Here is a 21,187-nt window from a genome sequence, read left to right as displayed (position 1 = left end):
GTGCATCATATGTTAACGGAAGATCAAAAGCGTGAACTGCATACAATCCTGTTGACCCGTTTGCGTGAATTACGGCACCAGCTGGCTTATAATGAGCATTTTGGGCAGGAACAGGAATTGGTCAAGGAATCGGTGGGGGAACTTTCCAATTATGATAACCATCCCGGTGATCTGGGGACAGAAGAATATGAGCGGGCCAAGGATGTGGCTCTTAATGAACATGCGGAGCAAGAATTGGCCGATGTGGAACGGGCTTTACGGGCCATGGATGAAGGTACTTACGGGATATGTGAGGTGTGCGGCAGGGAGATTCCCTTCGAGCGTTTGCAAGCCGTGCCAGCAACAACCCGTTGTAAAGCCCATGCAGCCGATACCTTCGTCTCAAAAAAAAGGCCGGCTGAGGAAGATATTTTAGAACCCCCGTTTGGCCGTTTTGAATATGATGACCAGGATGTGGTTGTTTTCGATGCGGAGGATGCCTGGCAAAGCGCAGCGGCCCATGGATCATCTGACACTCCCTCGGACTTTTATGATCCAGCCAAAGAGTATGAAGAGATGTTTGCTGAATCTGATGAACGGGTGGGTGCCGCAGAGGATGTGGAAGAGTTTCTGATAACCGACATGGAAGGAAACTATATTGGCGTTAACGAGGAACATGAGGTGTATGAAACATACCTGGATGAACACGGCGTTACCTCTGTAGTAGAAGATAGTGGTCTTATTGATGTAGTGAATGAGGATGAGCCGGAACAGGATCAGGATCCAGATTATCGACGGAAAAAAAGCTGAAATTGCAAAAACACTGCAAGATCGATCAAAAGGGATATGTGAAAACACACAGCAAGCATGGGGTAACAACAAAGATTCGGGGGAGCACGATGCTCCCCCTTGTTACATTAAACGCTATTGTTGGCCAAGCGCTTTCTCCAGTTCAAACCAATAGTAGCATAAAGCAACCAACCCTTGATCAAAATTTTCCAGATGGAAATGTTCGTTAGGGGCATGGAAGTTTTCGCTGGGCAGACCAAAGCCCATCAGCACGGCTGGTAAATTTAACAAACTGTGGAATGTTTCCACAATCGGAATCGAACCTCCCATCCGCGTATAGGCCGGGGAGACCCCATAGGCTTTTTCCAGTACCCGTCCAGCGGCTTGAATGGCTGGGTGGTCAAAGGGTGTCAAGAAGGGCTTACCTTTGTCAAACAGCTGGGTGGATACTTTGACACCAGGGGGGGTATGTTTTTCAATGTGCCGCTGAATTAAACGGGTGATCTCTTCCGGGTCTTGATCAGGGACAAGACGGCAAGTGATTTTGGCATGGGCCTGGGCCGGCAGAACGGTTTTGATCCCCTCACCTTGGAATCCACCATAGATACCGTTTACCTCTAACGTTGGTCTGACCCAAGTCCGCTCCAGGAAGGAGTATCCTTGTTCTCCAAACAGCTCGGGGACGTCCAACTCTTGGCGCACCTCTTCTTCATTAAACTGTAAAGCGCGATACGCTTCTCTTTCTTCGTCTGTTATTGGCTGCACCCGGTCGTAGAAACCTTCAATGGTGATTTCTCCCTTTTCATTACGCATAGAATCCAAGATGTGTACCAGAGCATGAATCGGATTCTGCACGCCCCCGCCAAAGAGTCCTGAATGTAAATCCCTTTTTGGGCCTTGCACATCAATCTGTAAACCACACAACCCCCTTAATCCATAGCAAACGGTGGGTTTCCCTTTTTCAAGCATGGGCGTATCGGACACAACAAGTACATCAGCCTGCAGCAATTCCCGATGTTCAGCAACAAAGGGATCCAGGTTAGGACTGCCAATCTCCTCTTCTCCTTCAATACAAAACTTGATATTGACCGGCAGGCGGCCTTCAATTTGTAAAAGAGTCTCCACGGCTTTTATATGCATGAAGGTTTGTCCTTTATCATCACTGGCCCCACGGGCATAAATTTTGTTATCTCTGATGTCAGGTTCGAAAGGAGGCGTTTCCCATAAATCAAGGGGATCAACAGGCTGCACATCATAGTGGCCATAAATCAATACCGTTGGCTTACCTTCGGCATGCAGCCAGTCCCCGTAAACCACAGGATGCCCCTTGGTGGCCATGACGCGTACATTTTCCAAGCCAGCTTTTTTCAAGGACTGGGCCAACCATTCTGCTGCCTGTTGCACATCTCGTTTATGTTCCGACAAGGCACTGATACTGGGGATGCGCAGAAATGCTTTCAGTTCTTCCAAATGCTGGTCCCTTTTGCTTTGCAAGACCTTTTTCAGTTGCTTGTTCACGTTAGTTCCCTCCTGAGTACTGGGCTCTCTTTCCATTGTAACCAAAACAAACGGCTCAAAGCCGGGTTCGGGCAGCACTCCTCGGTCTCATTGGCACATATCACCTTGGCAACAATTACTAAGCCTTTTGTTCCGGTGAATCTAGTAAGATAGTAGTTGTAAATCTGTTAATTCTGACACCATACAAGAGACGGAGGGGTACAATGATCAACGTCAGGAGGCCAACGTTCTTCTGGAGTTTTGTTGTATTGCTGGCAGTCTCCCTTATTGTTAATGTACCAACAGGTGAGGCACAGTCTGTCGGTGATGCGATGGCCCGCGAGGCCAAAACATTAATAGGAACACCCTATCAGTTTGGGGGGACAAATCCCAGTCAAGGGTTTGATGCTTCAGGCTTGATTTATTACCTGCACCAGCAGCAAGGGATAACCATCCCCCGCACCGTCAAGGATCAGGCTCGTGGCGGCCAGACCATTAGTGTCTCCAACTTGCAGCCCGGGGATGTGCTTATATTCAAAGATTCCCGCGGCAATCCTTCAATCAGTGCGCTATACATGGGAAATATGCAAGCCATTGCCTCTCTGCCTTCAACAAATGGCGTCCGTCTCCATTCTGTTAATACCAAATGGGCCCGGATTTCCTGGTTGCTAAACGCTATATCAACAATCCGGCCGTTCAAGACCAATCCCCATCCAGGGAAGTGCCTGCTGCACACGATAAAGCGTCCAATCTAGCCGATAACATCATTAGAACCGCCGAAAAATATTTGGGAACGCCCTATCGGTATGGGGCCAAACCAGGATCAGGCTACTTTGACTGCTCCCTGTTTACTCAAACCGTTTTTGCTGAAAACGGTATCCAGCTTCCCCGTTCTTCACGACAACAGTCCCAGGTAGGCACTTATGTACGCTGGGGAGAATGGGAGAAAGGGGACCTGTTATTCTTCTGGACCCGGTCAACTGGTGAAGGGAATGTTGGCCACGTGGCCATTTATGCCGGTGATGGCAAGATCATTCATACCTGGGGCAGCCCTGGTGTCACTTATGACCGCATTACAGACCGCACCTGGCGGGAAACCTATATGGGTGCCAAGCGTGTCATTCGTTAAGCTCAGGATTGCATTGATTTCATCAGATTTTGGTCATTTCATTAGGCGCTGGCAAATTTTGATGACACTGTCAAAGGTATCACAGCGCTGAACCTCATCCAGCGTCATCCATCTTGCTTCTTTTACCTCCCTGGGGTGGATATCCAGCTGTGCTTCCTCCTCAACCTCCATCAGATAGATGAAATCCACGTGCATGTGGGCTTCTTCGGTGGGGGTTGAGGGAATATACTCGTGTAAGATCAAGTAGGGAGTGGGCAGCTGTGATTCCACCTCTTCCTCTATCTCAAACTGCTCTCCAGACAGAATCAAGCTTGCCTTCACTCCCGTTTCCTCCCACACTTCTCGTAACGCGCCTTCATGGGGGAGTTCATTAGGTTCCAAATGACCTCCGGGAGGCAGCCATTTTTTAAGCTTATTGTGATAGACGAGTAAAACTTTGTCCTTTTGCCGGTTAAAGACAACGCCTGTAGCTACAAAATCATTTCGCATCTGATCACTCCGTCCCCTAAGCAAAAATTGCGTTAATTTCTGTTTCTCTTATTCTATCAAAAAATGTGATCAACTGTAAGAAAGTGCTTCAGCTGTACGGAAGGACATCTTCTTTTGTCCAATCTCCTCCCCCAACCCACAGTGTGAGTTTGCCGGTTGGACCGGTAAACAGGTGAAAGGCCACCATGTCATTGGCCAGGCAAACCTTTAAACTGGGGATATTATCCAGGGCTACCCGTCCGTATAATTTACCCAGGGAATGGATCGCGTATTGAACTATTTGTTTGGCAATGTCCTTATCGCGGTAGTGCTGATGAACGGCTATATACGATTCATCAATCCCATAATTGGATACAATTAATAAACCAATCAATTTTTTTTCTTTGAGTGCACATAAAACAAGCGTTCCTGCAGAGGAAAGCTGGGTAGCGTCCGCTTGTTCCAGCCAGTTGATCCCAGTACGCGTAATCCGCCGGTCTCCATGCCGTTTAAGAAAGGTGATTAAGGCACGGCGGTATTTCTCCACTTGCGCACTAGTTAGCTTGTGCAGTTTCATTAGTACTAACCCCTTTACGGTATGTTTTAAAGGTAAGGTATTGGGCATATTCGATCAAATTCTCCAGAGATTTACGCCGGATATGCGGTTCATCAAATTTCATGGGTTTGGCATTGGCTTCAAACAGCCACAACTGGCCTTGGCTGTCAACGCCAATATCCAGAGACATCTCACCAAGATGATGATAATGTTGTTCCAACTCTGTGGCCACCAGTAAAGCCAAATGTTTAACTTCAGTTTTGATCTTTTCCGTCTGTTCCCGGGTGAACACCTGGGGCAGGACCTGATCTGGATCTTCTATTCTCCCACCTTGGGGCACATGGGTGGTAATGCGGTTTGTGCCGGCCACACGGACACCGATGCCAGTGACACCCCATTTCCCGTATTTGTTTTTTTGGATCAGTGTGCGTATATCAAATGGACATCCTTCCACCTGGGCCAGATCAATGGCTTGCTGGATGATATACGGGGAATCGATCTTTAATTTTTGGAATCCGCTCCACAACCTCTGGAAAGAAGTTGTCCATAGCCGTTTGGTTTTCAAGCCTTGATGGAAGAACAGCACATAGCGCCCATGGGCATCGTCATAACATGCTTTAAAAATACCTTTTCCTGCTTTGCCTCTGGTTGGTTTCAAATACACATTCCGGTGCTCGTGGATCATCTCAGACAAACGCTCCTTGTCATCTAAAGGCTGTGTGCGGGGGAGATAGGCGGCTGCCTCAGATTCGTCTTTGAGCAGCCGGAACAGCTCTTCTTTATCAAAAAAACAAGGGTTAAACAAGGTGATTTTGGGATGTTTCTCCAGGGACTGCAGGCATGCCCGAACTTCACTTTTACGCTCAAACGAGCGCAAGGGAATACGGTTGTACACCACATTGGGCAAAGGAAATTGACAGGACAGCCATTTTTTTAGCTGCGGATGGTACAGATAGCCCTTGACTTCTTCTGTGAGCCAGTTCACATTTTCAGGGGTAAAGACAAAGACAATCCCCCCTTTGTACCGTCCGGTTTTGATCACATCAATAAAGTTAGGCTTCGAACCGATAAACGAGCCGTGTTCTCCCCGAACAGTTAGGATGCCCACCAAGGGACCAAGCAGAGGCTTTCCTTTTTCAATGTGAATAAAAGCATTGATGGTGAGGGGCTTGGGGTAGAAATAGAGAGGGGGCCGGGTCAAGCGCAGCTTGAGGGGCATGCGGTTGGCTCCCCAATAGATGAAACGGTTTCTTGTTTGTCCCGACTTTGTTTTGGTTAACAAATACCATGTTTGATTGGCAGGGGAATAGGCGATTGTTGCTTTCTTCATGCCCATCATGGTCTCACATCCTCAGTGGTAAACTCCGCCAAGTAGAGGGCGTATTCTAAAATCTTTTGCCGGGTCAATACCTCACTCTCTTTTAAGCTGGCATGGGTGAATACATGGCGCCCCGGCTTGGAGTTGGCTTCAAACATCCATGGATGACCGCTTTGGTCAATGCCGATATCAAAGCCGAGTTCGCCGATATATCCTTCAATTTCCTGGTCGATGGCACGGGATAAGGCCAGTGCAGCCTCTTCAAGCTCTAAAAGAACGCGTTGTTGCTGGTGCAGGGGAAAGCATTTTTTTATGGCTGCATGGGGTGACAGTACCTTGCCTCCCGTACGCATATGGGTGGTCACACTTCCTTTGCCAGCCAGTTTGGCGGCAATGGCTGTCACCTCCCACTGCCCATGTCTGTTCTTGTTGGTATGCACCCGAAAATCGATCTGCCGCCCGTCTAAGGTCATTAAGGGGATCCCTTGCTGAACGATGTAGGTTTTGGATGATTTGTGCCGCATAAAGTGTTGAATGGCTTTAGAGAGGTTTTTAAAACGAAATAGTTTGTTTTCATTTCTGCGCCGGTAGCGGAGGAAATAACCTCTGCCCGGCAAGTGGTAGAACTGGGCGATGCCCAGGCCTAAGCTGCCCGAGGACGGTTTGAGGTACACCATGTGATAGGTATTCAACATCCGGGCGATCTGGCCGGTATCAGGGTTAAAAATCGTTTCAGGAATGTAGTGCTGCACCTCCTCCACATGATGAATCTTTTCATGGATCGTCCACTTGTTAAAAAAAGCGGGATTAAAGATGCGCACACCTTCTTTTTCAAGGGCTGTTTTAGCCCAAGAGACCGCCGCTGACCGTTCCTGCACCCGGTTGGGCACCCGGTTATAAACCACATGGGGAAACGGGACCCGAAAGCGGCGGAAACTGAGTTTGCCGGTTTTGTCTTTGATCAAAAAGTATCCGTTGATTTCTTTTCTTAAGTAAGAAATATCTTGCGGTGAAAAGACAAAATAGGAGGCCGGTACATCCTGGCTGGCCATTAAAAAGCGGCGCATAAAGTTGGTGCGTCCGCCGATGGGGGAAGCGTCATAATGGGTGACACCGGTGGTTAAGATGCCAACCAATGGACCAATAGACAGCTGACCGGATTGAAGATGAAAATGGAGCTTTCCGGGAAAAGGGATCTTTAGGGTGCGCCACAAATTAGCAGAAACAAAAACGCGAGATGGATAAGGTGATCTTCTGACACGGGCTTTCACTTTTTGTTGTCCGTAAACGAGTGTGATCTCCCTTGTGCCTTGAACCGTGGAGAACAGTTCCGGACTTAAGAAGACAGTACGTTGTGATGAGGTGTGCTTGTGGATGCGGCCAGTGATGAGTATTCCCATCGTTTTAAACTCCCTTCAAAGCATGAAAAACATAGCTTGCATATTTAGCCGGTGCATAGATGGCGTTAGCCAACGCTTCATAATCACGACTGAGACGGAAGGAGCGCCGTCCGGGTTTGGAGTTGACTTCCAATAACCACACTTTACCTGTACGCTCAATGCCCACATCGATGCCCAACTCCAGCAAGGGACCGTGTTTCATTTCCAATTGGTAAGGAAGGCGTTTGGTTAAAAGCTTTAACTGTGCATAAATATCTTTCACTTGTTCAGGTCGATAATACTTGTTTAAAAAGGGACTGACCTCTACTGCCGTTCCTCCGCCATGCAAATTGGATGTCAGCTTTCCTTTTTGACCTGCACGAATCACTTTTCCCGTTTCTGTCCATTCTCCCTTGTCGTTTTTTTGCAACAAAATACGCATATCAAATGGGGTCTCGTCGGGAGTGGTCAGTTGCAGATAAGGCTGGACAATATATTGGCGCTGTCCAACATATTTTTTTAACCACATTTCGCAGGGCGTAAAGGAGGGAAAGCTGGTTTGCAGCAAGTGATTGTGCCATGTCCGTCCCTGAACATGGATGCGGCCCTCAGCTATTATCACTTTGAGGACACCTTTGCCATGTGTACCGGAAGACGGCTTAAAAAAAAGTGCTTCATGTTGCACCAGTTTCTTTCTCCACAATGAACCCGGGCGAAAAAGAAATGTTTCCGGCAAAAAGGGGGCTAGGTTCTCATCATCCTTCAGCATGTTGTAAACCTTCCATTTTCCAGGCAATCCCTTGCCTAGTAAAAGAACACTATAGTTTTGTTGTAAACGTTTGATCACCGGAGCCACATCACGTACATGTTGGCGACTCTGGTAAAAAATGCGATCATAGATCATCGTGGGAAAAGGATAGGTTCCTTTTTTCCACCTTGCCTTGTTTTCATCATAGCGGTAGCCCCAGATCAAACGGTTGGTCCAATCAATCGAGCGCGGGGAGAAGACTGTCACCTGTATGCCTAATGTTTTGGCATGTTGGGAAAGGTGCTTGAAAAACACTTTTTCAGGAAACGGGGGATCCGAGGGTAAAACAAATTCAACCAGTATGCCAAGATGGGGTTGTTTAACCATAGGCCCACCTCATTTTTTGGACATGATGAGAAAAAGGGTATAGTCAAGTAAACGATGCACGGAAGGGCGTCCTTTACTCTTAAGGCCTTTGTCCGGTAAGGTGTTATCGGTTTTTGACGGTTTGGAATTGACTTCTAGAATATAGATGCGTCCGGTATGTGTCAGGGCCAGATCCACACCCAGCTCACCGAAGTGACCATCCTGAGTTTGATCGATCACCTGGCAGACCCGTTTGGCAAGGGCGGTCAGGTTGCGCCGCGTTTCTTTGACTTGGGGAATCTGGCATTTACGGAGTGTCTCCAATACTTTGGCTACTTCCCCTCCCCGGGAGATATTGGAGACAAAACGATTTGCGGATCCGATTCGTGCCACCATGGACGTGACTGACCATTGGCCCTGGCCGTTTTTTTGCATCAAGGCCCTGAAATCGACCGGGCGCCCCTCTACATGAAGGATAGGAATGCCTTCCTGAATCATATAATGGTGTTTGTTAATGCGCTTGCTCAGGTAAATAACAAGCGTTTTAAAGCGGGGAAAGGATTTAACGATTTCCCCGTTAAGGGTGCTGTATTCCGACGTGAAACCGGTCCGCAGCCGTTTGATTTTGTAGATCCCCCGGCCTAAGGAACCATGAACAGGCTTTAGAAAAACGGTGGGATATTTTGATAACATCATGGCTAATGATGCTTTGCCATCAAAACGATGGGTTTCCGGTAAAAAAGGTTTAAGTTGGTCCACCTTAGATAAATGGTGATGGACGGTCCATTTATTTAAAAAGGTTTGATTAAAAAGGGGGATGTTTCGTTCCTCCAGTTCCTGTTTCAATCGTTGATACATGCTGCTTCGCTCTATTTTTCGTGACGGAATGCGATTATACACCACATCTGGAACAGGAAAATACCGCCTGTGCCATTTGCCATTGTGGTATGTCCAGCCCAATATGGGCAGAGAGAGTGGGGCTAAATCCTGCAAGGTCACAATATAGGCCATCATGCGGCGTCTTTCTGCAAAGTAAATGACTTCTTGAAAGAACAGATTCATTTCTCCAAAGGGCGGCTCGGTTTTGACGGTCGAACTGACGAGGACGGCCAGCACAGGCTGGGATTGAAGAATCTGAGAGGAAGGTGGCTCACTGACGGGAAGGATATGGGCATCACTGACAACAGGCAGGCTGCTCATGCCGCTGGCACGGTCAAGTTTGTTAAAGACAGAGTGAGGTTGTACTTGATGATCACTCGTGATTCGTAAGTGCTCCATGACACTCTTCCTCTCATCGCCTGCTGGATAGTATAGATTATGAAAGGGCAAGAGACGGGGTGAAACTTTGAGAAAGGTTGGGCTGTGGGAGACAAAAAGAGCCCCCAGCCACAGGCAGGCCGGGGGGTCCGTTTTTATTCACCATATAAGACATATTGGGCAATGTTTTTTGAGTGGTCGCCAATGCGTTCCAGGTTACTCAAAATATCCAAAAACACAGCTCCAGCGTTTCCGTTACACAGGTTGTTGTTCAAGCGGGCAATATGGTTTTTACGGAAGCGTCGCTCCATCTGATCCAGTTCCCGTTCGTTTTCCAGTACTTTTTTAGCTGCTTGATGATCATCGTGTTCCAAAGCTTGTAAAGCCTGGGCAATGGTCTCATCCGTCAGATTGATCATCTGCTCCAGTTCTCCCAGTGCTTCCTTGGAAAATTCCACTTTGTTGGCAATGGTATACTCAGCCAATTCCACAATGTTTTCAGCATGGTCGCCAATGCGTTCCAGGTCATTGATGGTTTGCATTAAGATTGATGCTTTCCCCGATTCTTTGGCGTTTAATGCATTTTGCTGAATTTTGACCATGTATTCCGTGATTTTTCGGTCCAGCTCATTGACCAGTTCTTCCTTTTGCAAGGCCAAGTTCCTTACTTTCTCATCTTTTTTAAAGAAATAGTTGACAGCATCGGCAAGGGTCTCCCTGGCGTAGCTGCCCATGCGTAAAATTTCATGCTGAGCCTGTCCCAAGGCCACAGAAGGAGTGGCTAACAAACGGGAATCCAGGTATTTGGGCTTAAATTCCAGCTCCTCCATTTGACCCGGGATGATCTTGCTGACTAATAAAGCCAGGAGTGATACAAATGGTAAGAAGATGAGGGTATTGGTCACGTTGAACAAGCCGTGAGCATAGGCAATTTGCATTCGAATATTAACGTCAGAGCCTAACCATAGCACCAGATTGTAAACCAATGGCAGGGCAATGACAAAGATAATGGTACCAATGATGTTAAAGGTGACGTGCACCAGCGCTGCACGTTTCGCGGCAATGCTGGCTCCGATGGCAGCCAGGACAGCCGTGATAGTGGTTCCGATGTTGTCACCAAATAAGACGGGAAGGGCTGCTCTGAGCTCAATCATGCCTTCATCCGCGATGGTTTGCAATATACCGATGGTGGCGCTGGAACTTTGGACAATCATGGTGAACACCGTGCCGACCAGCACACCCAGCACGGGATTGTGTGAAAGCTCAACGGTTAAATCAACGAAAACAGGCAATTCCCTGAGTGGCTTCAAACCTTCACCCATCGTGCGCAGGCCCAAAAAAAGCATGCCAAAGCCAAAAATAACTTGTCCTATATATTGATAATTTTTTTTGCGCACAAAAAAGAGGAAGAAAGCGCCAACAGCTATAATGGGCAAGGCGTATTTTTCAATTTTGATCCCGATAATAAAGGCCGTCATGGTGGTGCCGATGTTGGCGCCCATAATGACGCCAATGGCCTGTTTTAAGGTCATTAAACCGGCATTAACCAGACCAATGGACATCACGGTTGTTCCGGTTGATGTTTGCAACAGAATGGTGACTACGATACCTACCAGTACTCCCATCACCGGATTGGAGGTATATTTGGCCAGTAAGCCTCTCATTTTATCGCCGGCCGTTTTTTGCAGACCGTCAGACATAAATTTAATGCCAAACAGAAAAATGCCCAGTCCGCCGATGAAATAAAAAATCATTTCTTGCCAGTTCATCCTAGATTGGCCCCCTCAAGACGATGTGATGGTTAATATTCTAGAAATGATTTGTGGTTACCGAGTGTAGCGTACAGGTTTAGTGTTAAGAAATTGTTAAGAAGATGTTAAGAAAATGTTAAGATTTTGTAAGCGTTTACGTCATGGCGGCTCAGGCTTATGTTAGCGTAATCTTCTCTCTGACAGCGATTTTGGTACTTATCTTTGCATAGAGACATGCTAAAATAAGATACGTAGAAATATGTTAAAGTTAGACATCACTGGAGAGAAAGGAACGCTCATGAAAACGATTTTCCGTTTGTTGACCCAGCTTTCATCCCGCAGATCCATATCTTATCTGGCCGGTCGTCTGGCCAAATCGAAGTGGAGCAAACGCTGGATCCCCCATTTTATTAAAGTGTACCGTATCAATGTGGAAGAAGCAGAGAAACGGCCTGAGGAATATCCCCACTTAAATGCTTTTTTTACCCGGCGTTTAAAAGAGGGGGTGCGCCCCATTCATCCTGAACCAGATACGGTGGTCAGTCCTGTGGATGCGATAGTGACGGGAATTGGAGAGATCAGAGAAGGCACTATCCTGAACGTGAAAGGCCAGCGTTATACTTTGGCTGAGATGCTGCAGGATACTGAGCGGGAAAAAAAATATCGTAACGGCTATTATCTGGTTCTTTATCTGAGTCCGACCGATTATCACCGCATCCATGCCCCCATTAGCGGTGAAATTATTCACACCCGCTCGATTAAAGGGAAAGTGTATCCTGTCAACCGTTTTGGCATGCAGCATATGAAACGGGTGTTGAGCCGCAACCGGCGGCTGATTACCTACCTGCAAAACGAGTATACTGAGGTGGCCATCGTCAAAGTGGGGGCCATGAATGTAGCCAGTATCCAGTGGAGTGAACGGTTGCAGTCCAAACGGGTAGAAAAAGGTGATGAACTGGCCTATTTTGAATTTGGTTCGACGGTAGTGTTGCTCATTAGGGAGGAATCGTTCCAGTTTATACATGGATTGACGGAGGGGGACCGGGTCAAAATGGGCGAGCCGGTCGGCCGTATGGTTATGTATAAAGACTTACTATAGAAAAGGGAAGGGTGCCCTTTGTTATGGGGGCATTCTTTTTTATGAAAAGAAATTTGACAATGGAATCAATTGATACTTAGTTCCTAAAAAAACAGGATCATCTGTCTCTTCTATCTCGCCATTCGTTTGAATATTTTTTTAATAATTGTAATTATTTCAAACTTTGGCAAGGAGGAGAGATAATGAAAACTGGCCTGTGGGGGAAATACGTTGCTGTTCTGCTGATGCTAACTTTAATCACCATGGTCCCGGTGGCCAAAGAAACGGCTGCCTGGTCCAAAAAGGAAGGAGCTGAGGCCACAGGAACCCATGGCATGGTATCCACTTCCCACCCTTTGGCCTCCCAAGTTGGAGCCGATATCTTAGAAAGAGGCGGTAATGCCATCGATGCCGCTGTGGCCATCCAGTTTGCCCTCAATGTTGTGGAGCCCATGATGTCTGGAATCGGGGGCGGCGGATTTATGATGGTGTATGATGCGGGTTCACAAGAAGTTACCATCGTTAACAGTCGGGAGAGAGCGCCGGCGGGGGCTACCCCTTATATGTTTCTGGATGAAAACGGAAGGATCATTCCGTTTGCCGTCAGATCGACCCATGGGAACGCCGTCGGAGTTCCGGGAACCTTAAAAGGACTGGAAACGGCATTGGAAAAATGGGGAAGCCGGTCATTGGAGCAACTCATCACCCCGTCCATCCGTTTGGCCGAAAAGGGCTTTGAAGTGGACCGTCAACTGGCACTTGCCATTGAGGAAAACAAGGAGAAGTTGTCCCGCACTGCAGCTAAAGATGTTTTCTTGCCTGATGGTGAGCCTTTACAAGAAGGGGATTGGCTCATTCAGCGTGATCTGGCTCATACGTTGAAACTCATTCGTAAACATGGAGCGGCCATCTTTTACGATGGAGAGATCGGGGAGGCCATTGCCGAAACCGTCCAAGCATTTGGGGGAAGTATGACAATTGATGACTTAAAAAGCTATGATGTGACGATCGATCAGCCGGTATACGGGGAATACAAGGGCTTGCAAATTGCCAGCATGCCCCCGCCAAGTTCAGGAGGCCTGTTTTTATTGCAAATGATAAAGCTCCTTGAAGGGTTTGACATTGGTCAATATGATCCCCGTTCGGTAGAAAAGTATCATCTTCTCTCTGAAGTGATGCGCCTGGCTTATGCAGACCGGGCCGCCTATGCCGGGGACCCCGAATTTGTGGAAGTTCCCATGCGCGGGTTGCTCCATCCGGACTATATTAAAGAGCGTCAAGAAGTAATTGAGATGGGGAGCGTCAATCCTGACGTCCAGCCCGGAGATCCCTGGGCTTATGAGGAAGCTGAACCAAGCTATGCTGTAGTTGACCAGGAAGAGGACAGGATAATAGGGGAAACAACACATTTTACGGTGGCTGACCGCTGGGGAAACGTGGTGTCCTATACGAGTACCATTGAACAGATTTTCGGAACAGGTATCATGGTACCAGGTTACGGCTTTATGTTGAATAACGAGTTAACCGACTTCGATGCCCGGCCAGGAGGTGCCAACGAGGTTCAGCCCCATAAGCGGCCGTTAAGCAGCATGACCCCGACGATAGTGTTCAAGGATGGCAAACCGGTCTTAACATTGGGTTCGCCAGGGGGGCCGACAATTATTGCTTCTGTTTTACAAGTGTTTCTCAATGTTTTTGACTATGATATGGGCTTAAGAAAAGCAATAGCAGAACCCCGCATCTATAACAATCATACCTCTGCCACGCGATGGGAGGAAGGCATGCCCGAAGAGGTCCGCAATGCCTTAATTGAATGGGGACATCGTTTAGAGACTAATCCCAGTTCCATAGGCAATGTCCAAAGTATTTTCATTGATCATGAACAAGGCCTGTATTACGGCGTAGCTGACTCACGCAGAGAAGGATCAGCCATCGGTATTTCCAAACCGGGAAAAGGCAAGCGAAAATAGTCTCTTGGTCCATTAAAAATGATCTATGTTTTGAAACGAAACGACTATTTGACGTTGCGGCTGATTTGTAGGAAAGCATCAACTGTTTTTTCAATATCTTGATCACTAATATGGCGGTGGGTCATCAGGCGAATCAGAAACGGTCCGAAAGCGTTGCCAAAAATGTGATGTCTTTCTTTCAAGAGAGCCAGTACATGTTGGGCAGATACACCCCAAGGGGAGACATCAACCATGACGATATTGGTTTCTACACTGTCCGGGTCCACGTTTAACCCCTTAATCTGGGCAAGACCAGTGGCTAATGCTTTGGCGCGGCGGTGATCATCTGCCAACCGGTTCATCATGTCAGTCAGGGCGATAATTCCCGGAGCGGCGATCACACCGGCTTGGCGCATGCCTCCGCCCAAACGTTTGCGCCATTTACGTGCTTCTTCAATCCAAGGTTTTGGTCCAGCAAGAATAGATCCCACCGGCGCACTTAACCCTTTGGACAGACAGACTTGGACGGTGTCGGTATACTGAGTAATGGCTTTAACATCCACACCAAGGGCAACAGCAGCATTCCATAAGCGGGCCCCGTCCAAATGAACGGGTATTTGGTGTGCCTGGGCTAATTGATAAACTTGTTTCATATAGTGCAGGGGCAGCACCGCTCCTCCAGCTCTGTTATGGGTATTTTCCAGTCCAATCATAGCTGTCCGGGGAAGGTGAATATCATTGCCGCGAATAGCTTCGCGAATCGCTTCGATGGGCATTTGTCCTTTGGGTCCACTTAAGGTTCGTGTTTGTACCCCCGCCAAAGCACTGACTGCCCCGGCTTCATAATAAAAGATATGGGATTCAGCCTCTAAAATCACCTCGTCCCCGGGACGGGTATATGTCAAAACAGCAATCTGATTGCCCTGGGTACCACTGGTGACAAACAAAGCCGCCTCTTTGCCCAGGATTTCTGCGGCCAGCTCCTCTAAACGATTAACGGTAGGGTCCTCACGATAGACATCATCCCCCACTTCAGCTTCAAGCATCGCTTTGCGCATGGCTTCAGTTGGTTTAGTGACCGTATCACTGCGCAGGTCGATCAAGGTAACTCCCCTCCTAAGATCAGATAAGTACACATATTATTTATTTTATTAGTAAATGTCTGTCAGTTTCAAGTCTGTGTATAGAAAGATGGGAAATCTAACAAAATAAGGAAGCATGTTAAATCTAATTGGCCTGAGGTGGAAATGTGATGGACGAAATCTTGCTCACCCGTGCATTATTTGGAACGACAATGGCCTTTCATATTATTTTTGCCACTATGGGTGTGGCCTTGCCCTTAATGATTCTGTCAGCTGAAATCTTGTATCAGAAAACTAAGGATAAAGATTATGCTGTGATGGCCAAGCGGTGGATTAAAGGGTTTGCCATTTTGCTGGCCGTTGCTATCCCTTCAGGTACCATAGCCGGTGTTCAACTCTCCTTACTGTGGCCCGGTTATATGAAAATTATTGGGGAAGTGGTTCCGCTTCCCTTTCAAATAGAAATATTTGCTTTCTTTATTGAAGCACTGTTCTTATCTATTTATGTTTATGCGGCTGACCGTTTGTCACCTTTGATGCGGATTGTCAGTGTCAGTCTGGTGGCCTTTGGTGCAGCAGCTTCAGCTGTGCTGATTACTAATGCCCACGCTTTTCAAAATACGCCGGTGGGGTTCAGAATCGTGGAGGGACAAATTGTAGACGTTGACCCGTGGGCGGCTTTCTTTAATCCCAACTTTATCGTGGCTGCTTCTCATGTATTGGTCACCGCCTACATGACCGGGGCTTTTATGCTTGCGTCGGTGGCTGCCTTTAAAATGTTAAAAGCATCACCTGGCAGTTCCCATTTTGTTTATTACCGCAAAGCTTTAATGCTGGGGTTGATTATAGGTGGTCTCTTTTCCATTTTCTCTGCTGTCACTGGTCATGAATCAGCCATTCATCTCCATCACTACAATCCTGAGAAGCTGGCTGCAGCTGAAGGATTGTTTGAAACCAGAAGCCATGCTCCACTAAAAATTGGCGGGTGGACTGATCCGGAAACACAAGAGGTAAAGTACGCCATCGAAATTCCAGGCTTACTTAGTTTTTTAGCGGGATATTCCTTCGATGAGGTAGTGAGAGGGCTGAATGACTTTCCAAAGGAGTATTGGCCACCATTATTTGTTCGGGTTTTGTTTAATGGAATGGTGGGTATCGGCATGCTGCTGATTGTTCTTTCTATTATCGGTTTTATTTGGCGGCATATTCTCAAACGGGACGTCTTTCCCAAGTGGATGATGAGCTGTTTTGTTGTCAGTGGCCCACTAGCCATGCTCGCTATTGAACTAGGTTGGATTTTTGCCTGCATAGGTCGGCAACCGTGGGCCATCTACCGGGTCCTGTCTACAGCTGATGCGGCGACCACCGCCGGTCATATTGCGCCGCTCTTTGTTTTGTTTACTGGTTTGTATGTGGTGTTGGGGATTATTACTGTCCTTGTTCTTTATTTCTACTTCAAACGTCACCCGTTGGCCGAAGAAATCCCCGTTTAATAGACAAGGTCATTCTTTGTCAGAGAGGAAGAATAAAATGACTGATGCCTTATTGGCAATTACCATGCTTTGGATTTTTGTCATGATTTACGCCGTTGCAGCTGCAATCGATTTTGGTGCCGGATTTTGGGCCATGTTTTACATGAAGCGCAAAAGGAATAGAGCGACCACAATGGTCAACCGTTTTCTGTCCCCTTCCTGGGAAGTGACCAATGTGTTTGTGGTCTTGATCGTTGTGGCGTTGTTCAGCTTTTTTCCAGGGGCTACGTTTACGCTGGGCACCGTGCTGTTGATCCCAGGCAGCCTGGTCTTGCTTTTGCTTTTGGTGCGCAGCGCTTTTCTGGTTTTTGCCCATTCCGTCCAGAAATATAAAGCATTGTTAACGGTGACATCCGGGGTGACAGGATTGCTGATCCCAGCGATTCTGGTTCTTGTATTACCCATTGCCCAAGGGGGATTGATTGAGGTGGTGGAGGGACTGGAGCGCCTCGATTTCAGAGCGTTGTTGACCAGTACCCGTACCTATGCCTTTAGTTTCTTGGCTGTGGTCAGCTCCTTGTATTTGTCAGCCTTATTTTTAAGTGATTACGCCAACGAAGCAGGAGAGAAAGAAGCATATCGCATCTTCCGCCGCAATGCTCTATTTCTTGGACCGGTCTTGGTGCTGGCCGCCCTTTCTATTGTGGGAGCTGTCAGGCGGGAGGCTGAGTGGTTTTATGCCAATTTGGAAGCTAATGGTATCTTGTTGATCCTGTCGCTGCTTTTCTTTGTGATTGGCTATGGGGCACTGTTTTTGCCCCATACTAAAGAATCTTCCCTCCTAGGACGTCCGCGACTGGCGGTGATCAGTACGGCGGTGCAATTTTTACTGGCCAGTGCTACCTACGGAATGGCTCATTTACCCTATCTCGTTTATCCGGTGGTCACTCTGGAATCGGGCTTTACCCATCCCAATACGTTTCGCGCTCTATTCTTGTCTTTTATCATCGGCTTTCTGATCTTAACACCTGGTTTTGTCTACTTTTGGAAAATGTTTTTAAAAGACACTGGCTATTTAAAGCAGGAATAAAAGATGCCGATAAAAAGAGTACAAATAATATCCGTTATAAGGGAGTGTTGGGATTGTTTGTGATTGTCTGGACCTTGTTAAATGTAGCGTTGTTTATGTCTGTTCGGCTCCTGTCTGGCAAACCAAAGACATATACAAGATAAACAGCTAAAATATAATATAGGCAAAAAAAGTGACACAAAGGAGCTATGCATGATGGCCAAAATTATTCTATTAGCTGGACACGCCAAGCTGCCCCAAGGGATGGCAGCGAAGAGCGTGTATGAAACATTGACCATCACAGCGGAGATTGAGGAAAAATACGGTGTCATTGTCGATGCGTCTTGCACTTTAGCTACGGAACATGCCCAAGAATATTTGGGACGGCTGTTGCGCGGGTGTAGTCTGCAAGACGGTGTGGAGGAGTTGGTAACGAGAATACAGACCTATTACCACGGCAAAGCACAGCAAGCTCTCATCGCAGCGGTGAAGGACTTGCACCGTCAGTATCTTCACTATCGGGAGCGGATCTGATGTGGTGCAAGTTCCTGGATACTGATCTGAGAAAATGAACAAAAAGTACGAATTATCTGTTGACAATGAGTGTAAAACAGTATAAATTAAAAACAGAAACACAACAGGCTAGCCATCTTCTCCGTCAAAATAACGTAACAGAATACAAGGCGAAAGTTTGGTTGCAATCCACCGCCCGGATTGTTTTCCCAGACTAAGGAGCCGGTTATCACCCCTTTTAGGCCAGCAGATAAAGGGGGATAACTGGCTTTTTGTGTTCTTTTAGAAACTGATTTGCTCATAGATTAACATAGCGGAGGTGAGTAGATGAGAGGTGCATTAAGCGGTGTGCGTGTGCTGGATTTAAGCCGGGTATTGGCTGGTCCGTTCAGCACCATGATATTAGGTGATTTGGGAGCGGAAGTGATTAAAGTGGAAGCACCCGGCGGAAGCGATGATACCCGTGCCTGGGGTCCCCCATTTAAAGCTGGGGAGAGTGCTTACTACCTGTGTACCAACCGCAACAAAAAGGCGCTGACCCTTAATCTGAAAACAGAAGAGGGGAAGGCTGTCTTGAAACAACTGGTCCGGCAAAGTGATGTCCTTATTCATAACTTCAAGCATGGCACCATGGAAAAATGGCAATTGGGCTATGAGGATTTGAAAAAACTGAACCCCCGCCTTATCTACTGCTCGATCACAGGATTTGGCAGAGCGGGGCCATATAAAGCATTGGCCGGCTATGATTACATTATCCAGGCTATGAGCGGACTGATGAGCATCACAGGCAGTGAGGAATCGGGACCACTGAAAGTGGGAGTGGCCATTACGGACGTTATGACCGGATTGTATGCGGTGATCGGCATCACGGCTGCCCTGTACGAAAGGGAACAGTCCGGAGAAGGGCAAAGTCTTGATCTGGCCCTGTTTGACGCTGCCATCAGTGCCCTGGTCAACGTAGCCAGCAACTATTTAATTTCCGGCCAGTTGCCTAAGTTACTGGGCAATCATCATCCCAATATAGTGCCTTACCAAACTTTCCCCACCAAAGATGGGGAGATGGTGTTGGCCGTGGGCAATGACAGGCAATTTAAGAAACTGTGCAGGCTGATTGATAAAGAAGAATGGGCTGATGATCAACGTTTTGCTACTAACGATCAGCGGGTGGAGCACCGCTATGAGCTTGCGGATCTTCTCTCTGCAGTGTTTAAACTGAAAACGTCAGCCGAATGGCAAGATCTATTCAATCAGCATGGCATTCCCTGCGGACCGATCAACAACATGGCTGAAGTGTTTAATGATCCTCAGGTGGCGGCGCGTCAGATGGTCGTTCCCATAGAACATCCGACTGCCGGTGAGATACGTGTGGTAGGCAGTCCGTTAAAGCTGTCCCGCACCCCGGTTCAGTTTCGTTATCCGCCGCCGCTGGTGGGCGAACATACGGAGGAAGTATTGAGAGAACTGGGGATGGATGCCAAAGGGATTGAAGCCTTAAAAGAAAAAGGCATTTTATAATCTGATCAAAACTTTAGGAGGGGTTAAATCATGATGAATTTTGCTTTTACTGAAGAACAAGACATGTTGCGCAAAATGGTCCGCCAGTTTGTGGACAAGGAAATTATGCCTTACATCAAAGAGTGGGATGAGCAAGGAAAGTTTGATCCCAACATTTTAAAGCGGTTGGGTGAGCTGAATCTGATGGGAGTCTGCATTCCGGAAAAATACGGTGGAAGCGGCATGGATTACAATTCGCTTGCTATTGTATGTGAAGAGCTTGAGCGCGGGGATACCGCCTTCCGCACGGCCGTGTCAGTGCATACGGCTTTGAACAGCATGACCTTGTTACAATGGGGAAATGAAGAACAAAAACAGAAATATCTTGTGCCGCAGGCCAAAGGAGAAAAAATTGGAGCTTTCGGCTTAACTGAACCCAACGCCGGTTCTGACGTGAAGGCCATGAACTCTACAGCGGTAAAAGAAGGAGACTATTACATTCTCAATGGCCAAAAAACATGGATTTCCTTGTGTGATATGGCCGATCATTTTATCGTTTTTGCCTACACAGACAAAAGCAAAGGTCATAAGGGAATCTCAGCCTTTATTGTGGAGCGGACCATGCCCGGCTTCTCCTCCAAAGCGATTAAAGGCAAGCTGGGTATTCGTGCCGGTAACACAGGGGAGATCTTTTTTGACAACATCAAAGTACCCAAGGAGAATTTGTTGGGCGAAGAAGGAGAAGGATTTAAAATCGCCATGTCTGCTCTGGATAACGGACGGTTCTCCGTGGCAGCTGGGGCCTGCGGCTTGATCATGGCTTGCCTGGAAGCCAGCGTACAATATTGCCATGAACGCAAAACGTTTGGGAAAGAGATTGGCCAGCATCAACTTGTTAAGCAGATGATTGCCAATATGGAAGCCAAACTACAAATGGCCAGGTTGCTGGTGTATAAAGCCGGCTGGCTTAAAAACCAAGGTATCCGCAACACCCGTGAAACATCCCTGGCCAAGTGGAAAGCGTGTGATTTTGCTTTCGAAGCGGCCAACGATGCGGTGCAGATTCATGGGGCTTACGGTTATTCCAACGAATATCCGGTGGAGCGGCACTTGCGCAATGCCAAAGCACCGGTCATCTATGAAGGAACACGGGAAATCCATACTTTGATGCAAGCCGACTATGTGTTGGGCTACCGTCAGGACAAACCGCTCAGAAAAATGTTGCCCGCCTGGCCGTTTGAAGAAGAAAAAGATTTGGTGGAGCATTAAATGCACGTTGGGCACTAGAAAAAG

Annotated in this window: 19 protein-coding genes; 10 read left to right on the top strand and 9 right to left on the bottom strand. The window is 47.4% G+C overall.

From position 1 onward, the window contains the following. Nucleotides 1-9 precede the first annotated feature (9 nt). The gene (locus J2S00_RS04245; RefSeq protein WP_307335850.1) at nt 10-789 is read left to right on the top strand and encodes a TraR/DksA C4-type zinc finger protein; all 780 of its coding nucleotides are present in this window, start codon (nt 10-12) and stop codon (nt 787-789) included. Between the two features lie 114 nt (nt 790-903). On the opposite strand, the gene J2S00_RS04240 is transcribed toward J2S00_RS04245, so the two are convergent. Next, nucleotides 904-2,286, bottom strand: coding sequence for a dipeptidase (locus tag J2S00_RS04240; protein WP_307335847.1), 1,383 nt, complete (start codon nt 2,284-2,286; stop codon nt 904-906). A 203-nt stretch (nt 2,287-2,489) separates the two neighbouring features. Here J2S00_RS04240 and J2S00_RS04235 point away from each other — a divergent pair, with 203 nt between their 5' ends. Together J2S00_RS04235 and J2S00_RS04230 are read left to right on the top strand one after the other, a co-directional pair. Beyond that, complete coding sequence (locus J2S00_RS04235) at nt 2,490-3,020, top strand: C40 family peptidase (RefSeq protein WP_307335844.1); 531 nt, start codon at nt 2,490-2,492, stop codon at nt 3,018-3,020. Next, a complete protein-coding gene (locus tag J2S00_RS04230; RefSeq protein WP_307335841.1) occupies nt 2,987-3,394 on the top strand; it encodes a C40 family peptidase in 408 nt (135 codons plus the stop codon). The genes J2S00_RS04235 and J2S00_RS04230 overlap by 34 nt, the downstream gene beginning before the upstream one ends. A 33-nt stretch (nt 3,395-3,427) precedes the next feature. On the opposite strand, the gene J2S00_RS04225 is transcribed toward J2S00_RS04230, so the two are convergent. The 7 genes from J2S00_RS04225 to J2S00_RS04195 form a co-directional block, all read right to left on the bottom strand. Continuing rightward, nucleotides 3,428-3,883, bottom strand: coding sequence for an NUDIX hydrolase (locus J2S00_RS04225; protein ID WP_307335839.1), 456 nt, complete (start codon nt 3,881-3,883; stop codon nt 3,428-3,430). 88 nt (nt 3,884-3,971) lie between these two features. Further along, entirely contained in the window at nt 3,972-4,439 is a 468-nt protein-coding gene (locus J2S00_RS04220; RefSeq protein ID WP_307335835.1) for a GNAT family N-acetyltransferase, read from the bottom strand. After that, nucleotides 4,417-5,757, bottom strand: coding sequence for a YheC/YheD family endospore coat-associated protein (locus tag J2S00_RS04215; RefSeq protein ID WP_307335832.1), 1,341 nt, complete (start codon nt 5,755-5,757; stop codon nt 4,417-4,419). Before J2S00_RS04215 ends, J2S00_RS04220 begins: the two co-directional genes overlap by 23 nt. After that, nucleotides 5,754-7,136 carry a YheC/YheD family endospore coat-associated protein gene (locus J2S00_RS04210; RefSeq protein ID WP_307335831.1) on the bottom strand — a complete coding sequence of 461 codons (1,383 nt, stop codon included), beginning with the start codon at nt 7,134-7,136 and terminating at the stop codon, nt 5,754-5,756. Before J2S00_RS04210 ends, J2S00_RS04215 begins: the two co-directional genes overlap by 4 nt. Before the next feature lie 4 nt (nt 7,137-7,140). Then, nucleotides 7,141-8,250, bottom strand: a complete 1,110-nt coding sequence (locus J2S00_RS04205; RefSeq protein ID WP_307335829.1) for a YheC/YheD family endospore coat-associated protein — start codon at nt 8,248-8,250, stop codon at nt 7,141-7,143. A 9-nt stretch (nt 8,251-8,259) separates the two neighbouring features. Next, nucleotides 8,260-9,507, bottom strand: coding sequence for a YheC/YheD family endospore coat-associated protein (locus J2S00_RS04200; protein WP_307335826.1), 1,248 nt, complete (start codon nt 9,505-9,507; stop codon nt 8,260-8,262). Between the two features lie 134 nt (nt 9,508-9,641). After that, nucleotides 9,642-11,255, bottom strand: a complete 1,614-nt coding sequence (locus J2S00_RS04195; RefSeq protein WP_307335823.1) for a Na/Pi cotransporter family protein — start codon at nt 11,253-11,255, stop codon at nt 9,642-9,644. A gap of 241 nt (nt 11,256-11,496) precedes the next feature. Between J2S00_RS04195 and asd the strand changes: the two genes are divergently transcribed. Together asd and ggt are read left to right on the top strand one after the other, a co-directional pair. Further along, a complete protein-coding gene (asd, locus tag J2S00_RS04190) occupies nt 11,497-12,336 on the top strand; it encodes an archaetidylserine decarboxylase (RefSeq protein ID WP_370875822.1) in 840 nt (279 codons plus the stop codon). 242 nt (nt 12,337-12,578) lie between these two features. Continuing rightward, nucleotides 12,579-14,285: a gamma-glutamyltransferase gene (ggt, locus tag J2S00_RS04185; protein ID WP_370875828.1), complete on the top strand. Its 1,707-nt coding sequence runs from the start codon at nt 12,579-12,581 to the stop codon at nt 14,283-14,285. A gap of 44 nt (nt 14,286-14,329) precedes the next feature. Here the strand turns inward: ggt and J2S00_RS04180 are convergent, their stop codons facing one another. Further along, nucleotides 14,330-15,322, bottom strand: a complete 993-nt coding sequence (locus J2S00_RS04180; protein WP_370875827.1) for a GntG family PLP-dependent aldolase — start codon at nt 15,320-15,322, stop codon at nt 14,330-14,332. A 194-nt stretch (nt 15,323-15,516) separates the two neighbouring features. On the opposite strand from J2S00_RS04180, the gene J2S00_RS04175 reads away from it, so the two are divergent. From J2S00_RS04175 to J2S00_RS04155, 5 genes are all read left to right on the top strand, one after another. Continuing rightward, complete coding sequence (locus J2S00_RS04175) at nt 15,517-16,839, top strand: cytochrome ubiquinol oxidase subunit I (protein WP_307335815.1); 1,323 nt, start codon at nt 15,517-15,519, stop codon at nt 16,837-16,839. A 37-nt stretch (nt 16,840-16,876) separates the two neighbouring features. Next, a complete protein-coding gene (locus J2S00_RS04170; protein ID WP_307335812.1) occupies nt 16,877-17,908 on the top strand; it encodes a cytochrome d ubiquinol oxidase subunit II in 1,032 nt (343 codons plus the stop codon). A gap of 195 nt (nt 17,909-18,103) precedes the next feature. Further along, nucleotides 18,104-18,421 (top strand): DUF3870 domain-containing protein, encoded by a 318-nt coding sequence (locus tag J2S00_RS04165; RefSeq protein ID WP_307335810.1) that lies wholly within the window; start codon nt 18,104-18,106, stop codon nt 18,419-18,421. A 306-nt stretch (nt 18,422-18,727) separates the two neighbouring features. Beyond that, a complete protein-coding gene (locus tag J2S00_RS04160) occupies nt 18,728-19,915 on the top strand; it encodes a CaiB/BaiF CoA transferase family protein (protein WP_307335807.1) in 1,188 nt (395 codons plus the stop codon). A gap of 33 nt (nt 19,916-19,948) precedes the next feature. Beyond that, complete coding sequence (locus tag J2S00_RS04155; RefSeq protein ID WP_307336044.1) at nt 19,949-21,163, top strand: acyl-CoA dehydrogenase family protein; 1,215 nt, start codon at nt 19,949-19,951, stop codon at nt 21,161-21,163. Nucleotides 21,164-21,187: the final 24 nt, after the last annotated feature.

It is taken from the genome of Caldalkalibacillus uzonensis (genome assembly GCF_030814135.1).
Classification (GTDB): Bacteria; Bacillota; Bacilli; order Caldalkalibacillales; family Caldalkalibacillaceae; genus Caldalkalibacillus; species Caldalkalibacillus uzonensis.
Note: the sequence above shows the minus strand (reverse complement) of the source record. Positions and strands in the feature narration are given on the sequence as shown.